Source organism: Glycomyces artemisiae (genome assembly GCF_003002955.1).
Classification (GTDB): Bacteria; Actinomycetota; Actinomycetes; order Mycobacteriales; family Micromonosporaceae; genus Glycomyces; species Glycomyces artemisiae.
This window is the reverse complement of the sequence record NZ_PVTJ01000005.1, coordinates 241,633-258,677: the sequence shown is the minus strand read 5'-3', so window position 1 is coordinate 258,677 and position 17,045 is coordinate 241,633. Positions and strand designations below refer to the sequence as shown.

Annotated in this window: 8 protein-coding genes; all 8 read right to left on the bottom strand. The window is 74.6% G+C overall.

From position 1 onward, the window contains the following. Positions 1–40: 40 nt before the first annotated feature. Positions 41–1,174: a malic enzyme-like NAD(P)-binding protein gene (locus B0I28_RS14665; protein ID WP_106364783.1), complete on the bottom strand. Its 1,134-nt coding sequence runs from the start codon at positions 1,172–1,174 to the stop codon at positions 41–43. Positions 1,175–1,308: 134 nt separating this feature from the next. Continuing rightward, on the bottom strand, positions 1,309–3,243 hold the full coding sequence (locus B0I28_RS14660) for a hypothetical protein (RefSeq protein ID WP_106364585.1): 1,935 nt from the start codon (positions 3,241–3,243) through the stop codon (positions 1,309–1,311). Beyond that, entirely contained in the window at positions 3,240–4,376 is a 1,137-nt protein-coding gene (locus B0I28_RS14655) for a VWA domain-containing protein (RefSeq protein WP_106364584.1), read from the bottom strand. The genes B0I28_RS14660 and B0I28_RS14655 overlap by 4 nt, the downstream gene beginning before the upstream one ends. After that, positions 4,373–6,643 (bottom strand): DUF5682 family protein, encoded by a 2,271-nt coding sequence (locus B0I28_RS14650; RefSeq protein WP_106364583.1) that lies wholly within the window; start codon positions 6,641–6,643, stop codon positions 4,373–4,375. The genes B0I28_RS14655 and B0I28_RS14650 overlap by 4 nt, the downstream gene beginning before the upstream one ends. Further along, complete coding sequence (locus tag B0I28_RS14645) at positions 6,640–7,725, bottom strand: ATP-binding protein (protein WP_106364582.1); 1,086 nt, start codon at positions 7,723–7,725, stop codon at positions 6,640–6,642. Before B0I28_RS14645 ends, B0I28_RS14650 begins: the two co-directional genes overlap by 4 nt. A gap of 10 nt (positions 7,726–7,735) precedes the next feature. Then, positions 7,736–10,870, bottom strand: coding sequence for a DUF4132 domain-containing protein (locus tag B0I28_RS14640; protein WP_106364581.1), 3,135 nt, complete (start codon positions 10,868–10,870; stop codon positions 7,736–7,738). A 202-nt stretch (positions 10,871–11,072) separates the two neighbouring features. After that, positions 11,073–13,721, bottom strand: a complete 2,649-nt coding sequence (locus B0I28_RS27290) for a DUF4132 domain-containing protein (RefSeq protein WP_106364580.1) — start codon at positions 13,719–13,721, stop codon at positions 11,073–11,075. Between the two features lie 2 nt (positions 13,722–13,723). Further along, entirely contained in the window at positions 13,724–17,041 is a 3,318-nt protein-coding gene (locus B0I28_RS14630) for a DUF4132 domain-containing protein (RefSeq protein WP_106364579.1), read from the bottom strand. Between the last annotated feature and the right edge of the window lie 4 nt (positions 17,042–17,045).

Sequence of the window (17,045 nt, the reverse complement as noted above, 5' to 3'; positions counted from 1 at the left end):
ACGGCCCGGCGGAGGCCGCCGGGCCGTTTCTCTCGGTGGTTCAGGCCGCGGCCTTGACGGCGGCGGCGACCGCGGGGGCCACCCGCGGGTCGAGCGGCGAGGGGACGATGCGGTCGGCGGCGAGGTCCTCGGCGGCGATGTCGGCGATGGCCTGGGCCGCCGCGAGCTTCATCGCCTCGGTGATCTCGGAGGCCCCGGCGTCGAGGGCGCCGCGGAAGATCCCCGGGAACGCGAGGACGTTGTTGATCTGGTTCGGGTAGTCGCTGCGGCCGGTGGCGACGATCGCGGCGTGCCCCCGCGCGATCTCGGGGTCGATCTCCGGCGTCGGGTTCGCGAGGGCGAACACGATCGCCTCGGGCGCCATGCCTTCGAGCGCTGATTCGGGGATCGATCCGCCGGAGACGCCGACGAGGACGTCGGCGCCGCGGAGGGCCTCGGTGACGTCGCCGCGGCGGCCGCCGCGGTTGGTGACCGCGGCGAGGCGGGCCTTCACGGAGTTGAGGCGGCCGCGTCCTTCGTGGATGATGCCGGTGGAGTCGCACACGACGACGTCGCCGACGCCGGCCTCGGTGAGGATCTTGGTGATCGCGACGCCCGCGGCCCCGGCGCCGACGACGGCGACCGTGAGGTCCTCGGCGCGGCGCTCCTGGAGGCGCAGGGCGTTGGTGAGCGCGGCGAGGACGACGACCGCGGTGCCGTGCTGGTCGTCGTGGAACACCGGGATGTCGAGCAGCGCCTTGAGGCGGTCCTCGATGTCGAAGCAGCGCGGCGCGGCGATGTCCTCCAGGTTGATGCCGCCGAAGGACGGCGCGATGGCGGCGACCGCGGCGACGATCTCGTCGGGGTCCTTGGTGTCCAGGCAGATCGGGACGGCGTCGACGTCGGCGAACTGGCGGAACAGCGCGGCCTTGCCCTCCATGACCGGGAGGGACGCGGCGGGGCCGATGTCGCCGAGGCCGAGGACGGCGGTGCCGTCGGTGACGACGGCGACCACGTTGGAGCGCCAGGTGTGCGTGCGCGCCAGGGACTCGTCGGCGGCGATGGCCTCGCACACGCGGGCCACGCCGGGCGTGTAGGCCACGGAGAGGTCCTCGCGGCTGTCGAGGGGGACGGTGGTCGAAGTGCGGAGCTTGCCGCCGCGGTGGGCGAGGAAGATCGGGTCTTGCAGGTCGATCACGGTGTGTGATGGCACGGGAAAAGCCTCATTGCTTTGCTTCGCGGTGGATCGCCGACTCTGCGGAGGGGACGGATGGTCCCGGTGGTGTCCGAGTGGCTGGTGTTGTGGCTGGGGATCTTCCCAAGAGACGGCTAGTGTAGCTCAGCGGTGACCAGCATGCGGACGGCGGCGGCGGTCCACGCGGCGCTCTTCGCGGCCTCGTCCTCGTTCCCCAACGCTTTGGACAGGTGCACGAAATCCGTTGCGGCCCTTTGGAGGCCGACCCGGTTCAGGGCCGCGGCGGCGGCCTCGACGCGGACCCGGGAGGGCTCGCGGGAGCGGCGCAGGCCCTGGTGCGCGAGGTCCGCGCACACGGAGACCGCGTCCTCGATCGCGGCCGAGACCGGCTCGGAGACGGCGGACTCCCCCGCGGCTTCGAGCTCCGCGGAGTCGTCGCCGGGGGCGAGGTCGGGGACGACCGGGCCGTCGGGGGTGAGGATCGCGGTGGGCTCGACGATGAGCTCCCCGCGGTGGCGGTGGAGGTGCCCGGCGACGGCGAGGGGACCAGAGTTCAGGGCCTGCTCGGCGGCTTCGAGGGCGCCCGGGGCGGCCGCGGTGTGCGCGACGACGACGCGCGCGGTGCCGCCGTCGGGGCCGGTGACGAGCGCGTGGAGGCGCTGCGAGGCCGGGTCGTAGCCGAGCAGCTCGGTCTCGGCGACGGCGAGGACCCGCAGGGACTCGGCGGCCACGCGCGGGCGCACCAGCGCGGGCGGGCGCTCCCCGAGCTCCGCGGCGAGCGCGTCGAAGTCCGTGGCGCGCAGCGAGGCCGGCAGGTCGTTCCAGGCGAGGCCGAGCGGCAGGACCTGGGTCTTGGCGAGGCGGCCGGTGCCGAGCTTCAGCGCGCGGGCGGCGGTGCGGGTGGCGGCCTCGGTGACGGTGTTCCCGGCCGCGAGGGAGCCGATGCGGCACCCGGCGAGGCGGCGGGCCGCGATGTCGGCGCCGGTGACCTGCTCGTTCTCGGGAACGGGCCAGTCGCGGCGGATCGACAGGACCATGCCGGTCTCGGGCTGGGCGAGGTACAGCTCCAGGGTGCGCCGGTCCCCTTCGGCGCCGACGCGGGCGCCGAGTCCGGTGAGCCGCACCAGGGTCAGCGGGGTCGCGTCCGCTTCCTCGGAGCCGAGGACGTGCGCGGCGGGGGTGCCTGCGGGGTGGGCGGCGGCCCGCGCGCGGGCGGGGATCTCGGCGAGGAGCACGGCGAGGCGGTGCGGATCGTAGGCGGCGGAACGGTCCTCGTAGCGCTGCAGCTGGTCGATGAGGTCGTTGACCGCGCCCGCGGGCCAGTGGGCGCGGCGGCGGGTCAGGGCCTTCGACTCGCGCTGGAGGGCCGCGCGCAGGACCGCGTCGGCCCCGGCCGCGCCGTCCAGGAGCACCTGGTGGACCAGGTGCACCGATTCGGCGAGGGTCTCCGAGGGGTCCGCGCCGCCGACGCTGACGGTGGCCGCGCCTTCATCGGCCTCGCGGAAGGCCCAGACGGCGAGGACGATCGCGGCGTCGCGGGCGGGGCCCGTGGCGTCGGAGTGGGCGTAGCCGACGTCGCCGGGGACCAGGAACTTGACGGTGGCCGCCGGGAGCTCCGCGGTCGCGTGCTGGTCAGGGCCGGGCCAGGTGAGGCGCGCGGTGTACCCGGCCTTGCGGGTGGCCTCGGCGGCCTTGAACGCATGCGGGCCGAACGCGGCGCGCAACTGGTCGTCGGTGATGACCGCGGGGGTCTTCACCGGACCGGTGTCGGCGGGGGCCTCGGCCGCCGCGGGCGCGGCCTCCTGCTCGCGCTGGTAGGCGAGGACCGCGCCGACGCGGTGGCGGCACTTCCCGGGGGCGCCGCACGAGCAGGTGGCCGCTTCGAGGCCGCCTTCGGCGGGGAGCACGGCGGTGGCGCCGTCGGGGAAGACCGCGGTGAGCGCGCCGTCCGCGAGGCTGAGCTCGGGGACGGTCCCGGCGTCGAGGTCCTTCGCGGCGCGCTTGACGAGGCCGCGGTTGGCAAGGGCCGCAAGCGCGTCAGGGGTGAGGGCAAGGAGGTCTTCTCTCACGTGCCGAGCCTTTCCGCTACGAATTCGACGAGGTGGGAGGGGGTCATCGCGCCGATGTGGGCGCCCACGTCCGACATGCGCCCCGCGAGGTTGCGGTCGTACGAGGGGTTCGCCTCCTCGTCGAGCGCGGCGAGGCCGAGGAACTGGGTGCCCTGCTCGCACAGCTGCTTCGTGGTGTGGACCAGGCGCGCTTCGCTGCCGCCCTCGTAGAAGTCGGTGATGAGCGCGACGATCGAGCGGCGCGGGTTCTCGATGAGCCCGGCCGCGTAGTCCACGGCCTTCGCGATGTCGGTGCCGCCGCCGAGCTGGACCTTCATGAGCAGCTCGACGGGATCGTCCACTTCGGAGGTCATGTCGACGACGCTGGTGTCGAACGCGACCAGGTGGGTCTTCAGGCCCGGCAGGGCGTACAGGCACGCGGCCGTCACCGCCGAGTGGATGACCGAGCTGGTCATCGACCCGGACTGGTCGACCAGGAGCACCAGCTGCCACTGCTCCAGGCGCTTGGAGGTGCGCGAGTGGAAGTGCGGGCGCTCGATCGCGACCTGGCGGTCCTCGGGGCTGTAGTGCTTCAGGTTGGCCTTGAGGGTGCGCTTGAGGTCGAAGTCGCGGGCGCGGCGGTGGAAGCTGGGCTTGCGGCTGCGGCTGCCGGTGAAGACCGTGCGCACCTGCACCGAGAGCTTCTCCACGAGCTGGCGCACGACCTCCTCGACGATGCGGCGGGCGGCTTGGAGCACCGCGGGGTTCATCAGGTGCTTGGTCTGGAGGACGGCCTTGAGCAGCGCCGGGTTCGGCTCGATCCGGTCGAGCACGTCGGGGTCGGTGAGCACGTCGTTGATCTGGTACCGCTCGATCGCGTCGCGTTCGAGCCGCTCGATCGTCTCCTTGGGGAACAGCCGGTGGATGCCGTCGAGCCAGTCCACGGTGGTCACGATGGAGGGCTCGTCGCCGCCTTGGCGGTCGGCGCCGCGAGCGCCGCCGCGGCGCACGCCGCGCTTGCCCAGGTCCTCGTCGCGGCCGTACAGCCAGTCGAGGGCGGCGTCACGGGCCGCGTTCTCCTGGCTCAGGCCGCCGGTGCTGCGCTCTGCGGCCGGGCCGAGGATGAGCCGCCAGCGTTCGAGGTCCGCGCTCATGAAGTCTCCGTTCCGAACAAAAGGTTCTCGCGTTCGAGCACGGCTTCCACGCGCGCTTCGAGCGCGAGCGAGCCCGCGACGGCCATCGGGTCGACCTCCAGGCGCGCGGTCAGCGACGCGGCGTCGCCGCCGCCCTGGAGGGCCACGACCCGCTCGGCGATGAGGCCGCGCTCGCGCGGCGGGAACATCGCGAACGCGTGGCGCAGCGCCGGAAGCGCTTCGAGGAACTCGCTCTCGTTCAGGTCCCCGACGAGCTCGTCGACCGCGGCGATGACGCCCTCGTCCTCGGCCACCACTTCTTCGCGGGCGAGCGAGAACAGCCCGGCGAGCCAGTCGCCCAAGCGGTCCGGTGCGGCGGCGCCTTCGGCGGCCGCGGCGGCGTCGGCGGGCGCGCCCAGGGCCCAGGCGAGGCCGAGGGCCGCGCCGCGCAGGTCCGGCGGGGCCTGCGGGTCGAGCGCGATCCGGTCGGCCGCACCGGTCACCGTGCCCGCGGCAGGGGCCAGGCCCGGCGCGTGGCGCACCGCGTCCCGCAGGGCCACAAGGGCATGGAGGCGCCCCGGCTCGGCGGGGCCGGGCGGGGCGTGGAGCCCCTCGACGAGCCACAGGATCCGGTCGCAGCAGGAGGCGACGACCGAGCCGTACAGGTCGCTCCCGGCGGTGCCGAACAGGTGGTCGTGGCGCCACAGCGCGAGCGCGACCGCGAGCGCCTGGCCCACGGCGGCCACGTCGCTGGAGTCGGCCACGGCCGCCTCGACGGCGGCGCCGAGCCGGTCGGTCAGGTGCGCGCGGCCGCACAGCGCGGCGTCGAACAGGATGGAGGCCAGCGCGTCCAGCGCGCCGTCGCGGTCGAGGCGCTGCTCCAGGATCGTCTGGGCCGCGTCGCCGAGGGTCGCGCCGAGCGCGCCCGCCTCGATGAGCGCGGGAAGCCGCTCCTCGCCGGGGCGGAGCGTCCAGTGCTCCTCGGCGGTGACGTCGGCGCCCGCGGAGGGGCCGTCGTCGCGGCGCACCCCGGGCACGCCGAGCAGCCGCAGGCAGTGCAGGACGCGGCTGCGTTCGAGGTCGCCGGGGCGGGCGAGGTCGAGGCGCAGGGACCCGTCCTTGTCGAGCCCGAGGCGCTCCATCTCGGCCTGCGCGTCGGCGACGAGCGGCGGCGCGGGCGTGTCGGGGTGGAGGCGGCCGACGCGCTCGCCGGTGAGGGCCGCGGTCATCTCGACGACCACCGGATGCGTTCCGGCCGTGAGGGTCCCGCGCCGCGTCCACGGCAGCGGGGCTTCGAGGTCGTCGCTGATGAGCGCGCTCGCGAGGCCGTCGAGGAGGTCGGTGCGGCCGGGCACGCGGTGCCCGCGCAGCCGCGCGAGCCCGTCGGTGAGCGCCCGCGCGCCGATGAGGTCCGATGTGGAGACGTGGAGTCCCTTGCCGCGCAGGCGGGTCGTGATGCGCTCCATGAGGGCTCCGGCGGCGACGGCGGGGCCGTCCTCCCAGAGGCGCTGGTAGAACTCCGGCGAGGGCATCCCGGACTGGTAGCCCGCGAACGCGTCGAGGCGCCGGAACGAGTACGGGACGAGGAACCCGCCGACCTCGGTGCCCTCGGGCGGGCGCGGCACCTCGGGGGCCGCGGTGTCGCCTGCGGCGGCGAGGCGGCGCAGCGCCGGGGCGTGGAAGCCGCCGCAGACCACCAGGACCGGGCCGTCGGTTCCGTCGAGCGCGGACCGGATCCACTGGGCCATATGGGCTTCGCGGACCGTGTCGGTGGCGTTGGCGTCGGCTTCGCCGCGCACCAGGTCGAAGTAGCGGTCGAGGCGTTCGGCGAGGCCCTCGGGGTCGGCGTTCTCGACCAGGTGGTCCCACAGGGCGTCCTGGTTGTCGGCGCTGAACGCGGCGCAGAGCCGGTCGGTGGCCTCGGTGTAGCGGCGCTCGGCGTCGGAGTAGCGGTTCTCGACGCCGTCGAACGCGTCGTGCCAGGCGGGGAGGTCGATGAACTTGACGTCGGCGCCGATGCGGCGGCCCTCGGTGAGCGCGGTCCACTCGGGCGAGTAGTCGCACAGCGGGGTCCAGGAGCGGCGCACCGAGGTGCCGGTGCTCGCGTACGAGTAGATCGCCACGGGCAGTTCGTGTTCGAGCGCGAGTTCGCCGAGCCGGTCGTTGAAGTCGGCCGGGCCCTCGATGAGCACGGCCGCGGGCCGCAGCTCCTCGATCCGCTCGGCGACGAGGCGGGCGCAGGCGGGCGAGTGGTGCCGCACCCCCTGCACGTGGAGGCGCGTGGTCATCCCGGCAGCAGGTTCCGGGCCTGGTACAGCGACTGCCAGTGCGGGCCTTTGCGTTTGGGGGCCTTCTGCTCCAGGTAGCGGCGCAGGCGCGCGAGGTCCTCGGTGGAGTCCTTGGCGGCGGCGCCGGCCATGCAGTCGACGATGTCGCCCGCTTCAGCGTTGCCGCCGCGCAGGTACCAGGCCTTGATGCCGACGGCGTGGGCCACGGACACGGCTTCGGCGGTGGACATGACGGCCTGGGGGCGGCCGCCGTTGGCGTCGCCGACGCGCAGGTCGCGGAAGACGCGGACGAGCACTTCGAGGACGTCGCGGGAGGGGGCCTGCGGGACGCCGGAGCGGGCGAGCGCGGTGGCGGCCTCGTGCTCGACGAGGTCGAGCTCGGTCTTGAAGTCGGCGATGGGGAAGACGGTCTCGAAGTTGAAGCGGCGCTTGAGGGCCGCGCTCATCTCGTTGACGCCGCGGTCGCGGGTGTTGGCGGTGGCGATGATGTTGAAGCCTTCGCGGGCGAAGACCATGGAGTCGCCGTCGAGCTCGGGGATGGCGAGCACGCGGTCCGAGAGGGGCGACAGGAGCGAGTCCTGGACTTCGAGGGGGCAGCGGGTGATCTCCTCGAAGCGGACGACGCGGCCTTCGGACATGCCGCGCAGGAGGGGCGCGGGGACGAGGGCGCGCTGCGTGGGGCCTTCGGAGACGAGGAGGGAGTAGTTCCAGGAGTAGGCGATCTGGTCCTCGGTGGTGGAGGCGCCGCCCTGGATGGTGAGGGTGGAGTCGCCGGAGACGGCGGCGGCGATGAGCTCGGACAGGAGCGACTTCGCGGTGCCGGGCTCGCCGACGAGCATGAGGCCGCGGCTGGTGGCGAGGGTGACGAGGCCCCGGTCGATGAGGGAGGGGTCGCCGACGAACTTCTTGGCGATGCCGCGGGACTCGTCGCCGACGATGAAGGTGCGGGCGGCCTGGAGGCTGAGGGCCCAGCCGGGCGGGCGGGGGGCGTCGTCCTCGGCGGCGAGCTTGGCGAGCTCTTCGGCGTAGCGCTGCTCGGCGGGCGGCCTCTGGAGGCGCGGTTCGGCGGTCTTGGCGGTCATGTGCGGCCTTCTACTCGTAGGACTGGTCGGTCGGGTCGGCGGCGTGGCCGGAGAGTCGGGTGAGGAGCGTCGCGGCGGCGACGGGGTCGAGCGCGCTGCCGGGGAGCGGGCGGGCGTGGGCGGGCCGGCGGTTCCGGTTCGCCTGGAGCCGCAGGTTCGTGAGGGTGTGGACGGTCGCGGGGTCGGGGTCGTGCCTGGCGGGTTCGGGATCGACGTCGCCGAGGATCCAGCCGCCGGGGACGGGCTGCTGGAGGCGCCAGACCCATTCGGCGGGCTCGTCGCCGGAGCGGTGCATCTGGGTCCAGCCGACGCGGCGGCCGAGTTCGCGGAAGGTGCCCTGGAAGCCGTCGTAGCGGGTGAGGCGGCCGGTGGCGAGTTCCTCGTCGGTGAAGCGGTCGCCGGGGAGGGAGAGCTGGTCGAACGGTTGCAGCAGTTCGTAGTCGGCGAAGAGGGCGATCCAGGCGGGGGTGTCGTCGCCGAGGAGCGCGGGGTGGGCGAGGCGGATCGCGGCGGGGTCGGGGTGGAACTCGCGGTCGTGGACGTCGGCGAAGCCGCCGTCCTCGGCGATGCGGAAGCCGGTGCCGTGCGAGTGCCAGACGAGGCGGCGCGGGAAGACCCCGGCGATGGGGTGGGCGTCGAGGACGCGGAGGTCGTCGAGGGTGAGGACGCGGCCGGTGAGCATCGCCGAGCGAAGCCGTTCGGCCTGCTCTTCGGCGGTGCGCTCGACGTTCTTGACGAGCGCCTTGTAGCGGGCCTGGGAGGCTTTGGCGAGAGCGGCGTCGTCGCGCTGGGCGGGTTTGGGGAGGGTCTTGCGGGGCTTGCCGGACTCGTCGGTGAGGTGCGGAGTGAGGAGCCGGTCGAACGCGAGGTGGAAGCGCCTGGGGCCGTAGTCGAAGATGAAGGTGTCGGGGTCGGTGAGCCCGTGGTCGGTGAGGAGCCGGTCGGCGAGGCCCTCGTAGGTGAGGCCGCGGGCCTCGGCGATGCGGGTCGCGTGCTCGCGGGCGCGTTCGGAAGCGGTGTTGGGGAACTTGAAGGACCGCTCGATGTCGCGCAGGGCGGTGAACGCGGCGTCGGTGCCGATGTGGGCCAGGACGTCGAGTCCGGTGAGGGCCCGGTCGTGCTGGCTGCGGCCGGGCCACTCGGCGACGTGCGGGGCGAGGACGGCGACGGTGGCGTCGTCGCCGAACGCGCCGAGCTGGTCGACGGCCCAGGAGTCCTTGCTGGGGGCTTCGGCGCGCAGCCACAGGTCGAACAGGGAGAGCGAGAAGCGTTGCAGGGACGCGGGGTCGCAGTGCTCGGCGTAGTCGTCGACGCCGGGGAACGGCAGGCGCGGGGTCCACAGGGCGAGCGCGGCGATGAGGTGGTGCACGGCCTCGGCGGGGAGGGCGGTCTCGTTGCCGCGCAGCATGACCGGGGGGAGCATGCCGGGGTCGGCCCAGGCGCCGGGCTTGACGGTGCCTGCGAGGGGGACGCGGCCGTCGGTGTTCAGGAGCGCTTCGATGCGGGGCCGGGCCGCGTCGGGAGTCTGGTCGAGGACGGCCCGGTCGCCGAGGCGGCGGGCGAGGTGGCGCAGGGCCGCTTCGCCGCCGTCGCGCAGGCGCTTGTCGGCGCCGAGGGCGCACGGGACGAGGTAGGGCACGGCGTGCTCGCCGTGGAAGTCGAGCCAGTCGGCGGCGTGGGTGCGCGCGGACTTGAGGCGCGCGAACCAGTCCGCGGCGAGGGCGGCGGCCTCGGCGCTGCGGACCGGCACGAGCGCGTACGCGTACTTGGGGGCGTCCTTGAGCTTCTTGAGGACCGCGGGGGCTTCGGCGGCTCCGCCGCGGGCGAGGCGGCCCAGGAGGCGGTCGGCGAGGCCGAGGCCCGTCTCGGTGTCGGAGGTCCAGTACTTGTCCTCGTCCCATTCGCCGAAGGCCGGATCGAGAGCCAGGGCCGCTTCGAGTTGCCCAGGGGCCCAGTGGATCTCGGTGCCCGCGGGGGCGGCGAGGCCCGGGACGGGCTCGGGGGCGCGGCGGCGCTTCCGCTCGGCCCACGGGGGCGCGACGAGGACGGCGGGGAGCGTGTCGGCGACCTGGGGCGCGGCTTCGCCGAGGAGCGCTTCGACGGCGGCGCGGTCGGCCTCTTCGAGGTCTTTGAGGACGTCGTCGAGGGGGACGCCCTCCTGCCGGAGGGCCCCGGCGAGGCGGAAGCGGTCGGCGGGCGCGGTGGCCGCGGCGCGGGCGGCGACGGCGCGCGCGAAGCGCCGCGGGTAGCGGACGGCGGCGTGCTTGACGGCCGCGAGCGCGCCGGGCCGGTCGACGCGCTCGACCACGAGGAGCGCGGCGTCGTCGCTGGGGAGCATCGCGATGGCCTCGAAGACGAGGGCGCGCTGCGCGAGGTCGAGGCTGCGCTGGTCGAGGGTCCGCACGAGCGCGCGGAGGACGGCCGGGCCGAGGTTGCGCACGAGCTCGGCGAGGAGGTTCGGGCGGACCTGGTGCGACAGCAGGCTGTTGAAGCGGAAGGACTTCAGGTGCTCGGCGCTGCTCGCGGCCGCCAGCACGGCCTGCTCGACGGCGGCGATCCCGGCGTACCCGGGTTGGATGTTGCGGGCGAGGCAGGCGGCGTCGACCCAGCCGGTCTCGGCGGGGAGCAGGACCGCGGCGGCGACGAGCTTGAGGACGGTGTCGGCGGTCTCCCGTGCGGCCGCGACGACGCGGAGGTATTCCTCGTCGTCCGCGGCGGCGATGAGGCCGCGCAGGAGCCGCAGCGCGCCTTCGGGGTCGGACCAGACCACGGTCCACTTGAGGCTCCCGAACTCGCCGGGGGCGACGGTGGGGAGGGAGTTCGGGGACCAGGTGCCCGGGGTGGTCCAGCTGGTGTCGAGGGCGAGGTCCTCGATGGCGGCGCTCACGGCGAACGGGAGGCCGTGGTCGGCGACCAGGGCCGCGAACAGCTCCCGGTTGTTGGCGGCGTGCTCGCCGCCGGAGTCGTAGAGCGCGCCGCGGTAGTGGTCGTCGAACCGCAGCACCGCGAGGACGGCGGCCGCGCCGAGCGGGTCCGGGGCCCCGCTCAGGTGGGCGAGGGCGGCGCGGCCCGCGGCCGGTTCGCAGTCGGGGTGTTCGAACGCGGCCACGAGGTCGTCGCGGCGGGAGGCGATCAGTTCCGCCACTTTCCGGGACGCCTCGGGGTCCGGTTCGACCGCTCTGCCCCGCTCGTCCCCTCGCCGCGGCAGGAGCCGCTCCGCCCAGTCCGCAGGAAGGATCAGTCGATCTTCTTGCGCTGCAACGGTTTCGCTCATGTCGTTCCTTCGCGGGGGCGGTCGGTTCCCTGAGATCATAGAGACAGGGTGCGACATGCCCTCCGGCGTCCGGTCATCGAACGGCGAGCCGTTCGAGGAGGGCGAGCAGCTCGGAGGCGGCGACGGGGTCGAGGCCGCGCGGGGCGGGGTCGTCCGCGGACTCGCCCATGCTGAGCCGCACCGCCTTCAGTGTCTGATGCGGCTCGGCGCCGGGCGCGGCCGGGTCGATGCCGGGGGCGAGGCCGAGCAGGAGGAACCCGTCGCCGGGCAGCTCGCGCTTGAGGCCGAGCGGCTCGCCGGGGTCGGAGAACGCGTCGCTGTAGCTCCACAGGGTGCGCGAGCGCCACAGCCCGATGAGGGGCCCGACGGGGACGCTGCGCCCTTCGAAGCGGGCGAGGCGGCCGGTCGCGGCCTCCTCGGGGGTGAGGGCCACGACGGGGCGCGCGAGCTGCTCGAACGGCTGCACCAGTTCGTAGTCGGCGAAGACCTCGGCCCACGCGGCGGTCTCGGCGGCGAGGAGGAGCGGGTGCGGCAGGCGCACCGCGGACCGCTCGGGCAGGCGGCGGCCGTTGTCGTGGACGTCGGCGAACGTGCCGTCCTCGGCCACCCGGAACGAGGTCCACTCGCGGCCCTCGGTGTACTGCCACACCACGCGGCGGGCGAGGTGGCGCATGAGGGCGTGGCGCGCGAAGTACCGCTCGAAGTCGGCGCGCGCCCACACCCGGCCCGCGGTCATGGCCCGCTCCAGGCGCTTGACCTGCTCGGTGCCCACGGACTTCAGGCTCCGCTTGAGCCGGTCGAACCGGGCCGCGGCGTCGGCCGCGGCCTCGGGGTCGTCGTCCGCGCCGGGCTTCGGGAGGCTCTTGCGCACCTTGCCCTTCGGGTCGATCACGAAGGGCTTGAGCTGCTCGTCGAAGCCGACGGTGAACGCGCGCGGCCCGAAGTCGAGGGCCATGCGGCCGTCGGCGTCGAGCTCGAAGTCCGGCACGAGCCGGTCGAGCAGCTGCTCCTCGTCGAGCCCGAGCCGGGCCGCGATCCGGTCGACTTCGGCGAGCGCGGCCTTCTTCAGTCCCTTGTAGCCGGAGGTGCGGGAGATGCGGTGGACCGCGGCGAGGGCTTCTTCAGTGCCGACGGCGCCGAGCAGTTCGAGGCCGCGCACGGCGCGCTTGTGGAGGCTCTGGCCCGGCCACTCGTGGATCAGCGCTTCGAGGCGCCGCACGCCGTCGTCGTCGGCGAAGCGCGCGAGCTGCGCGAACGCCCACGGGTTGCCGCGGTCGGCGGCGAGGTCCCAGGCGGTGAACACGGCCCAGGAGAGGTCGCGGAGGCTCGCGGCGTCGCAGTGCGCGATGGCGGCGTCGACGGCGGGGTGCGGGGATTTCGGGGTGTCGAGGGCCAGCGCGGCGATGAGGTTCGCGACGGCGGCCTGCGGGAGGCGGGCCTTGCGGCCCTTGAGGAGCACGGGCGAGGCGGCGCACATCGCGGACCAGGCCGGGGCGGTTTTGCGGGTCTTCGGCGGTTCCGTCAGGGCCGCGGGGACATCGGCGGTCTCGGGCGGGAGGCCGCGGCGTTCCAGGAGGGCGTCGATGCGGTCGCGGTCGGCGTCGTCGAGGGCGTCGCGGGCGGGGCCGCGCAGGAGCGGCTTGGACTCGATGAGGCCGGTGAGGCGGGTCAGGTCGTCGCGGTCGAGATCGGGGGCGTCGGCGGCGATGACGCGGAGCGTGCGCACGGGGAAGCGGTCGGCCACGGTCTGGAGCGCGTCCCAGGTGCGGCGCTCGGCGATGCCGCCGGTGAAGTACCTGACGGTGGCGTCGTCGGGGATCGCGCCTAGGACGCCGGCGAGGAGGTCCCGCTGGTCGGGGTCGAGCCCGGCGAGGTCGTCGGCGGCGGCGAGGAGCGGCGCGCAGTCGGGGCCGACGCCGTCGAGGAGCGTGAAGACGACGCCCGCGTCCACTTCACGGGCCGAGAGGCGGGTGATGCCGGAGGCCGCGATCTGATCCATTGAGGACACGCTTTGGAGGAGCATCCGGTCGTACCCGGCGAAGCGCCAGCCGGGCTGCTCGGCGCAGGTCAGGTCGACCCAGTCGGTGCGCGAGGGCGCCGCGTAGGCGCGGGCGCGGCGCTGGACGCGGTCGCGCCCTTGGGGTTCGAGGGCCGCTTCGACGGCCCGGTATTCGGTCTCGGGGAGGGTCGCGAGATGGACGCGGAGGCGCTGGAGCTCGGTGACGAGGTTCCGGTACGGGGCGGTCGGCGGGTCGTCGGGAGCGCGGGTGACCGCCAGGGGGCCTTCGGCGCGGGCGCGCCAGTCGCCTGCGCCGCTGTGGATGCGGGTCTCGATCCGCAGCGTGTAGTACTCCAGGAGGGCCGCGGCGGCGAAGACGGCGCCGTGCTCGCCGAGCCAGGCGTCGTACTGGCTGTACTCGCGGTCGCGCCAGAACGGGGTGCCGACGGCGACGTCGACGAGGAACGCGGCGGCCGCGCCGAGCGGGTCGGGGGCGCCGTCGAGGTAGGCGCGGAGCGCGGCGGTGATCTCGGGGTCGCCGGTCGGCTCGTCGGCGGCGGCGTCGAGGGGGTCGCGGCGCTCGTCGACGCCGATGTGGCGCCACCACTCGGTCTGGCCCTCGCGGATCGCGAAGGGGCGGGCCGCGCGCCCGCCGCGGCGCGGGAGGGCCGCGGCGAGCTGCTCGGGGGTGAGCGCGAAGGCGCGCTCGTCGGGGAGGTCCACGGTCAGTCCTTCGCGGTGACCCGGGTGAGGGCCGCGAGGACCTCGGAGGCGGTCACCGGGTCGATGTCGGTGGGGTGGTCGGGGTCCGGGTCCTTGGCGGTGGCGGACCACCAGTAGTTCTCGGTCGCCATGATGCGCACGCCCGAGAGGGTCTGGACCGGGTTCTCGGCGATCATGCCGACCCAGATGCCCGGGTCGAGGGCGACGGTGATGAATCCGCCCGCGGGGAGCGGGAAGTGGATGCCGGGCTCGACGCCGCCGTCCTCGGGCGCGGCGCGCTGCCAGCCCTTGCTCGTGAGGCCGAGGAGCTTCCCGACCTCGACCTTCGCGCCCTCGAAGCGGGTCAGGCGGCCGGTCGCCAGCTCCTCCTCGGTGAAGGCGAGGACGGGGCGGGAGAGCTGCTCGAAGGGCTGCAGGATCTCGTAGTCGGCGAAGATCCCGGCCCAGTCGGCGGCCCGCTCCCCCATGCGGACGGGGTGGTCGAGGCGGATCACGGCGCCGTCGGGGAGGTCGAACGCGTCGTCCTCGACGTCGGTGTAGGAGCGGTCCTCGGCGACGCGGAACGCGGTCGAGGCGCCGTCGGCCTCGGCGGACCAGACGAGACGGCGCGCGAGGTGCCAGGTGAGCGGGTGGTTGACGTAGTAGCGCTCGAACTCGTCGCGGGTCCAGGTGCGGCCGTTGATCATCGCCGCTTCGAGACGCTGCACCTGGTCGGCGGCGACCGTGCGCAGCTCCTTCTTGAGGAGCGCGAACCGCTTGTACGCGGCGTCGGCCTTCTCTGCATCGTCCTTCGCGCCGGGCTTGGGAAGGGACTTGCGGGGCTTGCCCGAGTCGTCGGTGACGAACGGCTTCAGCTGCTCGTCGAACACGACGGTGAACCTGCGCGGCCCGTAGTCGAGGACGAGCGCGCCCGCGTCGCCGAGCCCGAAATCGGGGAGGAGCCGGTCGGCGAGCTGCTCGCGAGTCAGGCCCAGGCCCTCGGCGATGGCCGCGATCTGGACGCGCGCCTCCTCCTTGAGCGCCTTGAACTTCACCTTCTCGGCGATCCCCTGGATGGCGCGCAGCGCCTCCTCGGAGCCGATCGCGCCGAGCACGCCGAGGCCGTTGACGGCCCGCTTGTGCTGGGCCTGGCCGGGCCATTCGCGCACGAGCGGGGCGAGGAGGCGCACGGTGTCGTCGTCGGCGAAATGGGCGAGCTGGGTGAGGGCCCAGCCGTCCTTCGAGGGCGCGCCCGAGGAGAGCCACAGGCGGAACAGGCCGCGGCTGAAGCGGGTCAGCGACGCGCGGTCGCAGGCCGCGGCGGCCACGTCGAGACCGGCGTAGGGGTACTCCGGTGTGGACAGTGCGAGGACGGTGATCAGGTGGCGCACCGACTCGCCAGGGAGCGCGCGGTCCCCGGCGGCGGTGAGGACCTGCGGCAGCAGCCGCGGGGCGGCCCACGCGCCGGGCTTCGGGACCTTGACGCCGCGCGGCTCCAGCGGATCGCCGTCAAGGAGCTCGCGGATCGCCTGCGCCGCTTCGGGACCGTACGGCTCGGCGGCCTCCGCGACCGCGTCCGCGCCGCACAGGACCGCCAGGTACCACAACGCGCCTTCGGCGTTGCCGCGCAGCTTCTTGTCCGCGCCGAGCGCGTCGGGGACGAGCAGGGCCGCGCCCGCGGCGCCGTGGCGCTCGAACCAGGCGACGGCGCTCGCGCGGGCCCCCTTGAGGCGCGCGAACCAGTCGGCGGCGATCCGGGCGCCCTCGACGGTCCGCATCGGCACGAGCGCCTCGTGGTACGTCGGGTTGGCGCGCAAGGCGGTCGCGAGGCCGTCGGCGGCGAGCGGGCCGAAGCGGGCGGCGATGACCTTGAGGTCGCCGGTCGAGTAGGGCGCGAACGCGCCGTCCCAGTGTTCGAGGGCCTGGAGCGCGAACGACATGGGCGCGTAGGTGAGCACGGAGCTGTAGTGGACGCGCGCGCCGCCGCGGCCGAGGCCGCGCTTGACGAACTTCGCCCAGTCCTTGTCGGTGTACCCGCGGAAGTAGTCGTACCCGGGCTTGCTCCACAGGTCGCGCTGGCCCTCGGCCCACACGAAGCGGGGCTCCTCCCGGGACTCCAGGCCCGCGATGACGGCGGGCTTGCGCTTGGCGCGCTTGACGGTCCACGGCGGGGCGGTCAGCAGCGGCGGCAGGTCGGCGGGGTCGGCGTCCGGGATCGGCGAGGGGGCGAGCAGGTCGGCGATCACGGCCGCGTCGTCGCCTTCGAGGGCGTCGCGGGCGGCGTTCGTCGCGTCGTCGGCGAGCGCCGCGAGGCGCGGGCGCAGCTCGGGGGCGCCGATGCGGGCCGCGGCGGCCACGGCGCGCAGCACCCGCCGGGGGAAGCGGGCGGCGGCCGCGGTGGCGGCCTCGAACACATAGGACTCGTCGAGGCGGCCGATGAGGTGGTCCATGGCCTCGTCGGAGGGCAGCCGGCTGATCGCGTCGAGGATGAGCCGCCGGTCGGCGGCGTCGATCTGCTGGCGCGAGGTCGCGGCCAGGACCGGGAGCGCGTCGGTCCCGAGGTTGTCGAGGAGCGCCGCGGCGACGTCCCGGTTGAACGCCCACGGTTCGAGCCTGGAGACGCCTGCGGCCGTGAGGAGGTCGAGGCGGTCGACGCTCATGCACAGGAGCATGTGCGCGACGGCGTCGCCGGTCCCCTTGTGCTCGCGGCACACTTCCTCGGCCCAGTCGGCCTGCTCGGGCATGACGATCGTGGCGACGAAGCGCGCGACGGGGTCGGTGCGGGTGAGGTCGAGCGCGGCGGCGGCCGCGTCGTACTCGGCGTCGTCGGCGGCGGCGAGGAGCCCGCGCAGGACCCTGAAGGACCTGGCGTACTCCCACCGGAGGATCCCGAGCTCGTGGATGTTCTTGCGGCGGACCTGGCGCTCCCGGACGGTGTGCGGCTTGTTCCAGCGGCCCGACGCGTTCCAGGCGTGGAGGACGAGGCTGTGCGCGCACGCGGCCGTGGCGAACGCGAGGCCGTGGTCCTGGACCCAGGCGTCGAGTTCGGGGCGGAGCGTCGAGTCGCGCTTGACCTCCATCGCGAGCAGCGTGGAGAGGACGGCCGCGCCTTCGGGGTCGGGGTCGCCGTCGAGGTGGCGCAGGCCCGCGGCGGCGAACTCCGTGTTGTAGGGCTGGGCCAAGGTGTACCGGAGGTCCGCGTCGCTGGACCCGATCCGGCCGCGGACCCGCTTGGAGGCGTCGGCGTCGAGGACGGGCGGCTCGCCGGTGCGCACGCCGCGGCGCGGCGGCAGGTCGGCGAGCCAGGCGGCGGGGATCTCAAGGCGGTCTTCGGAGGTCATGGGT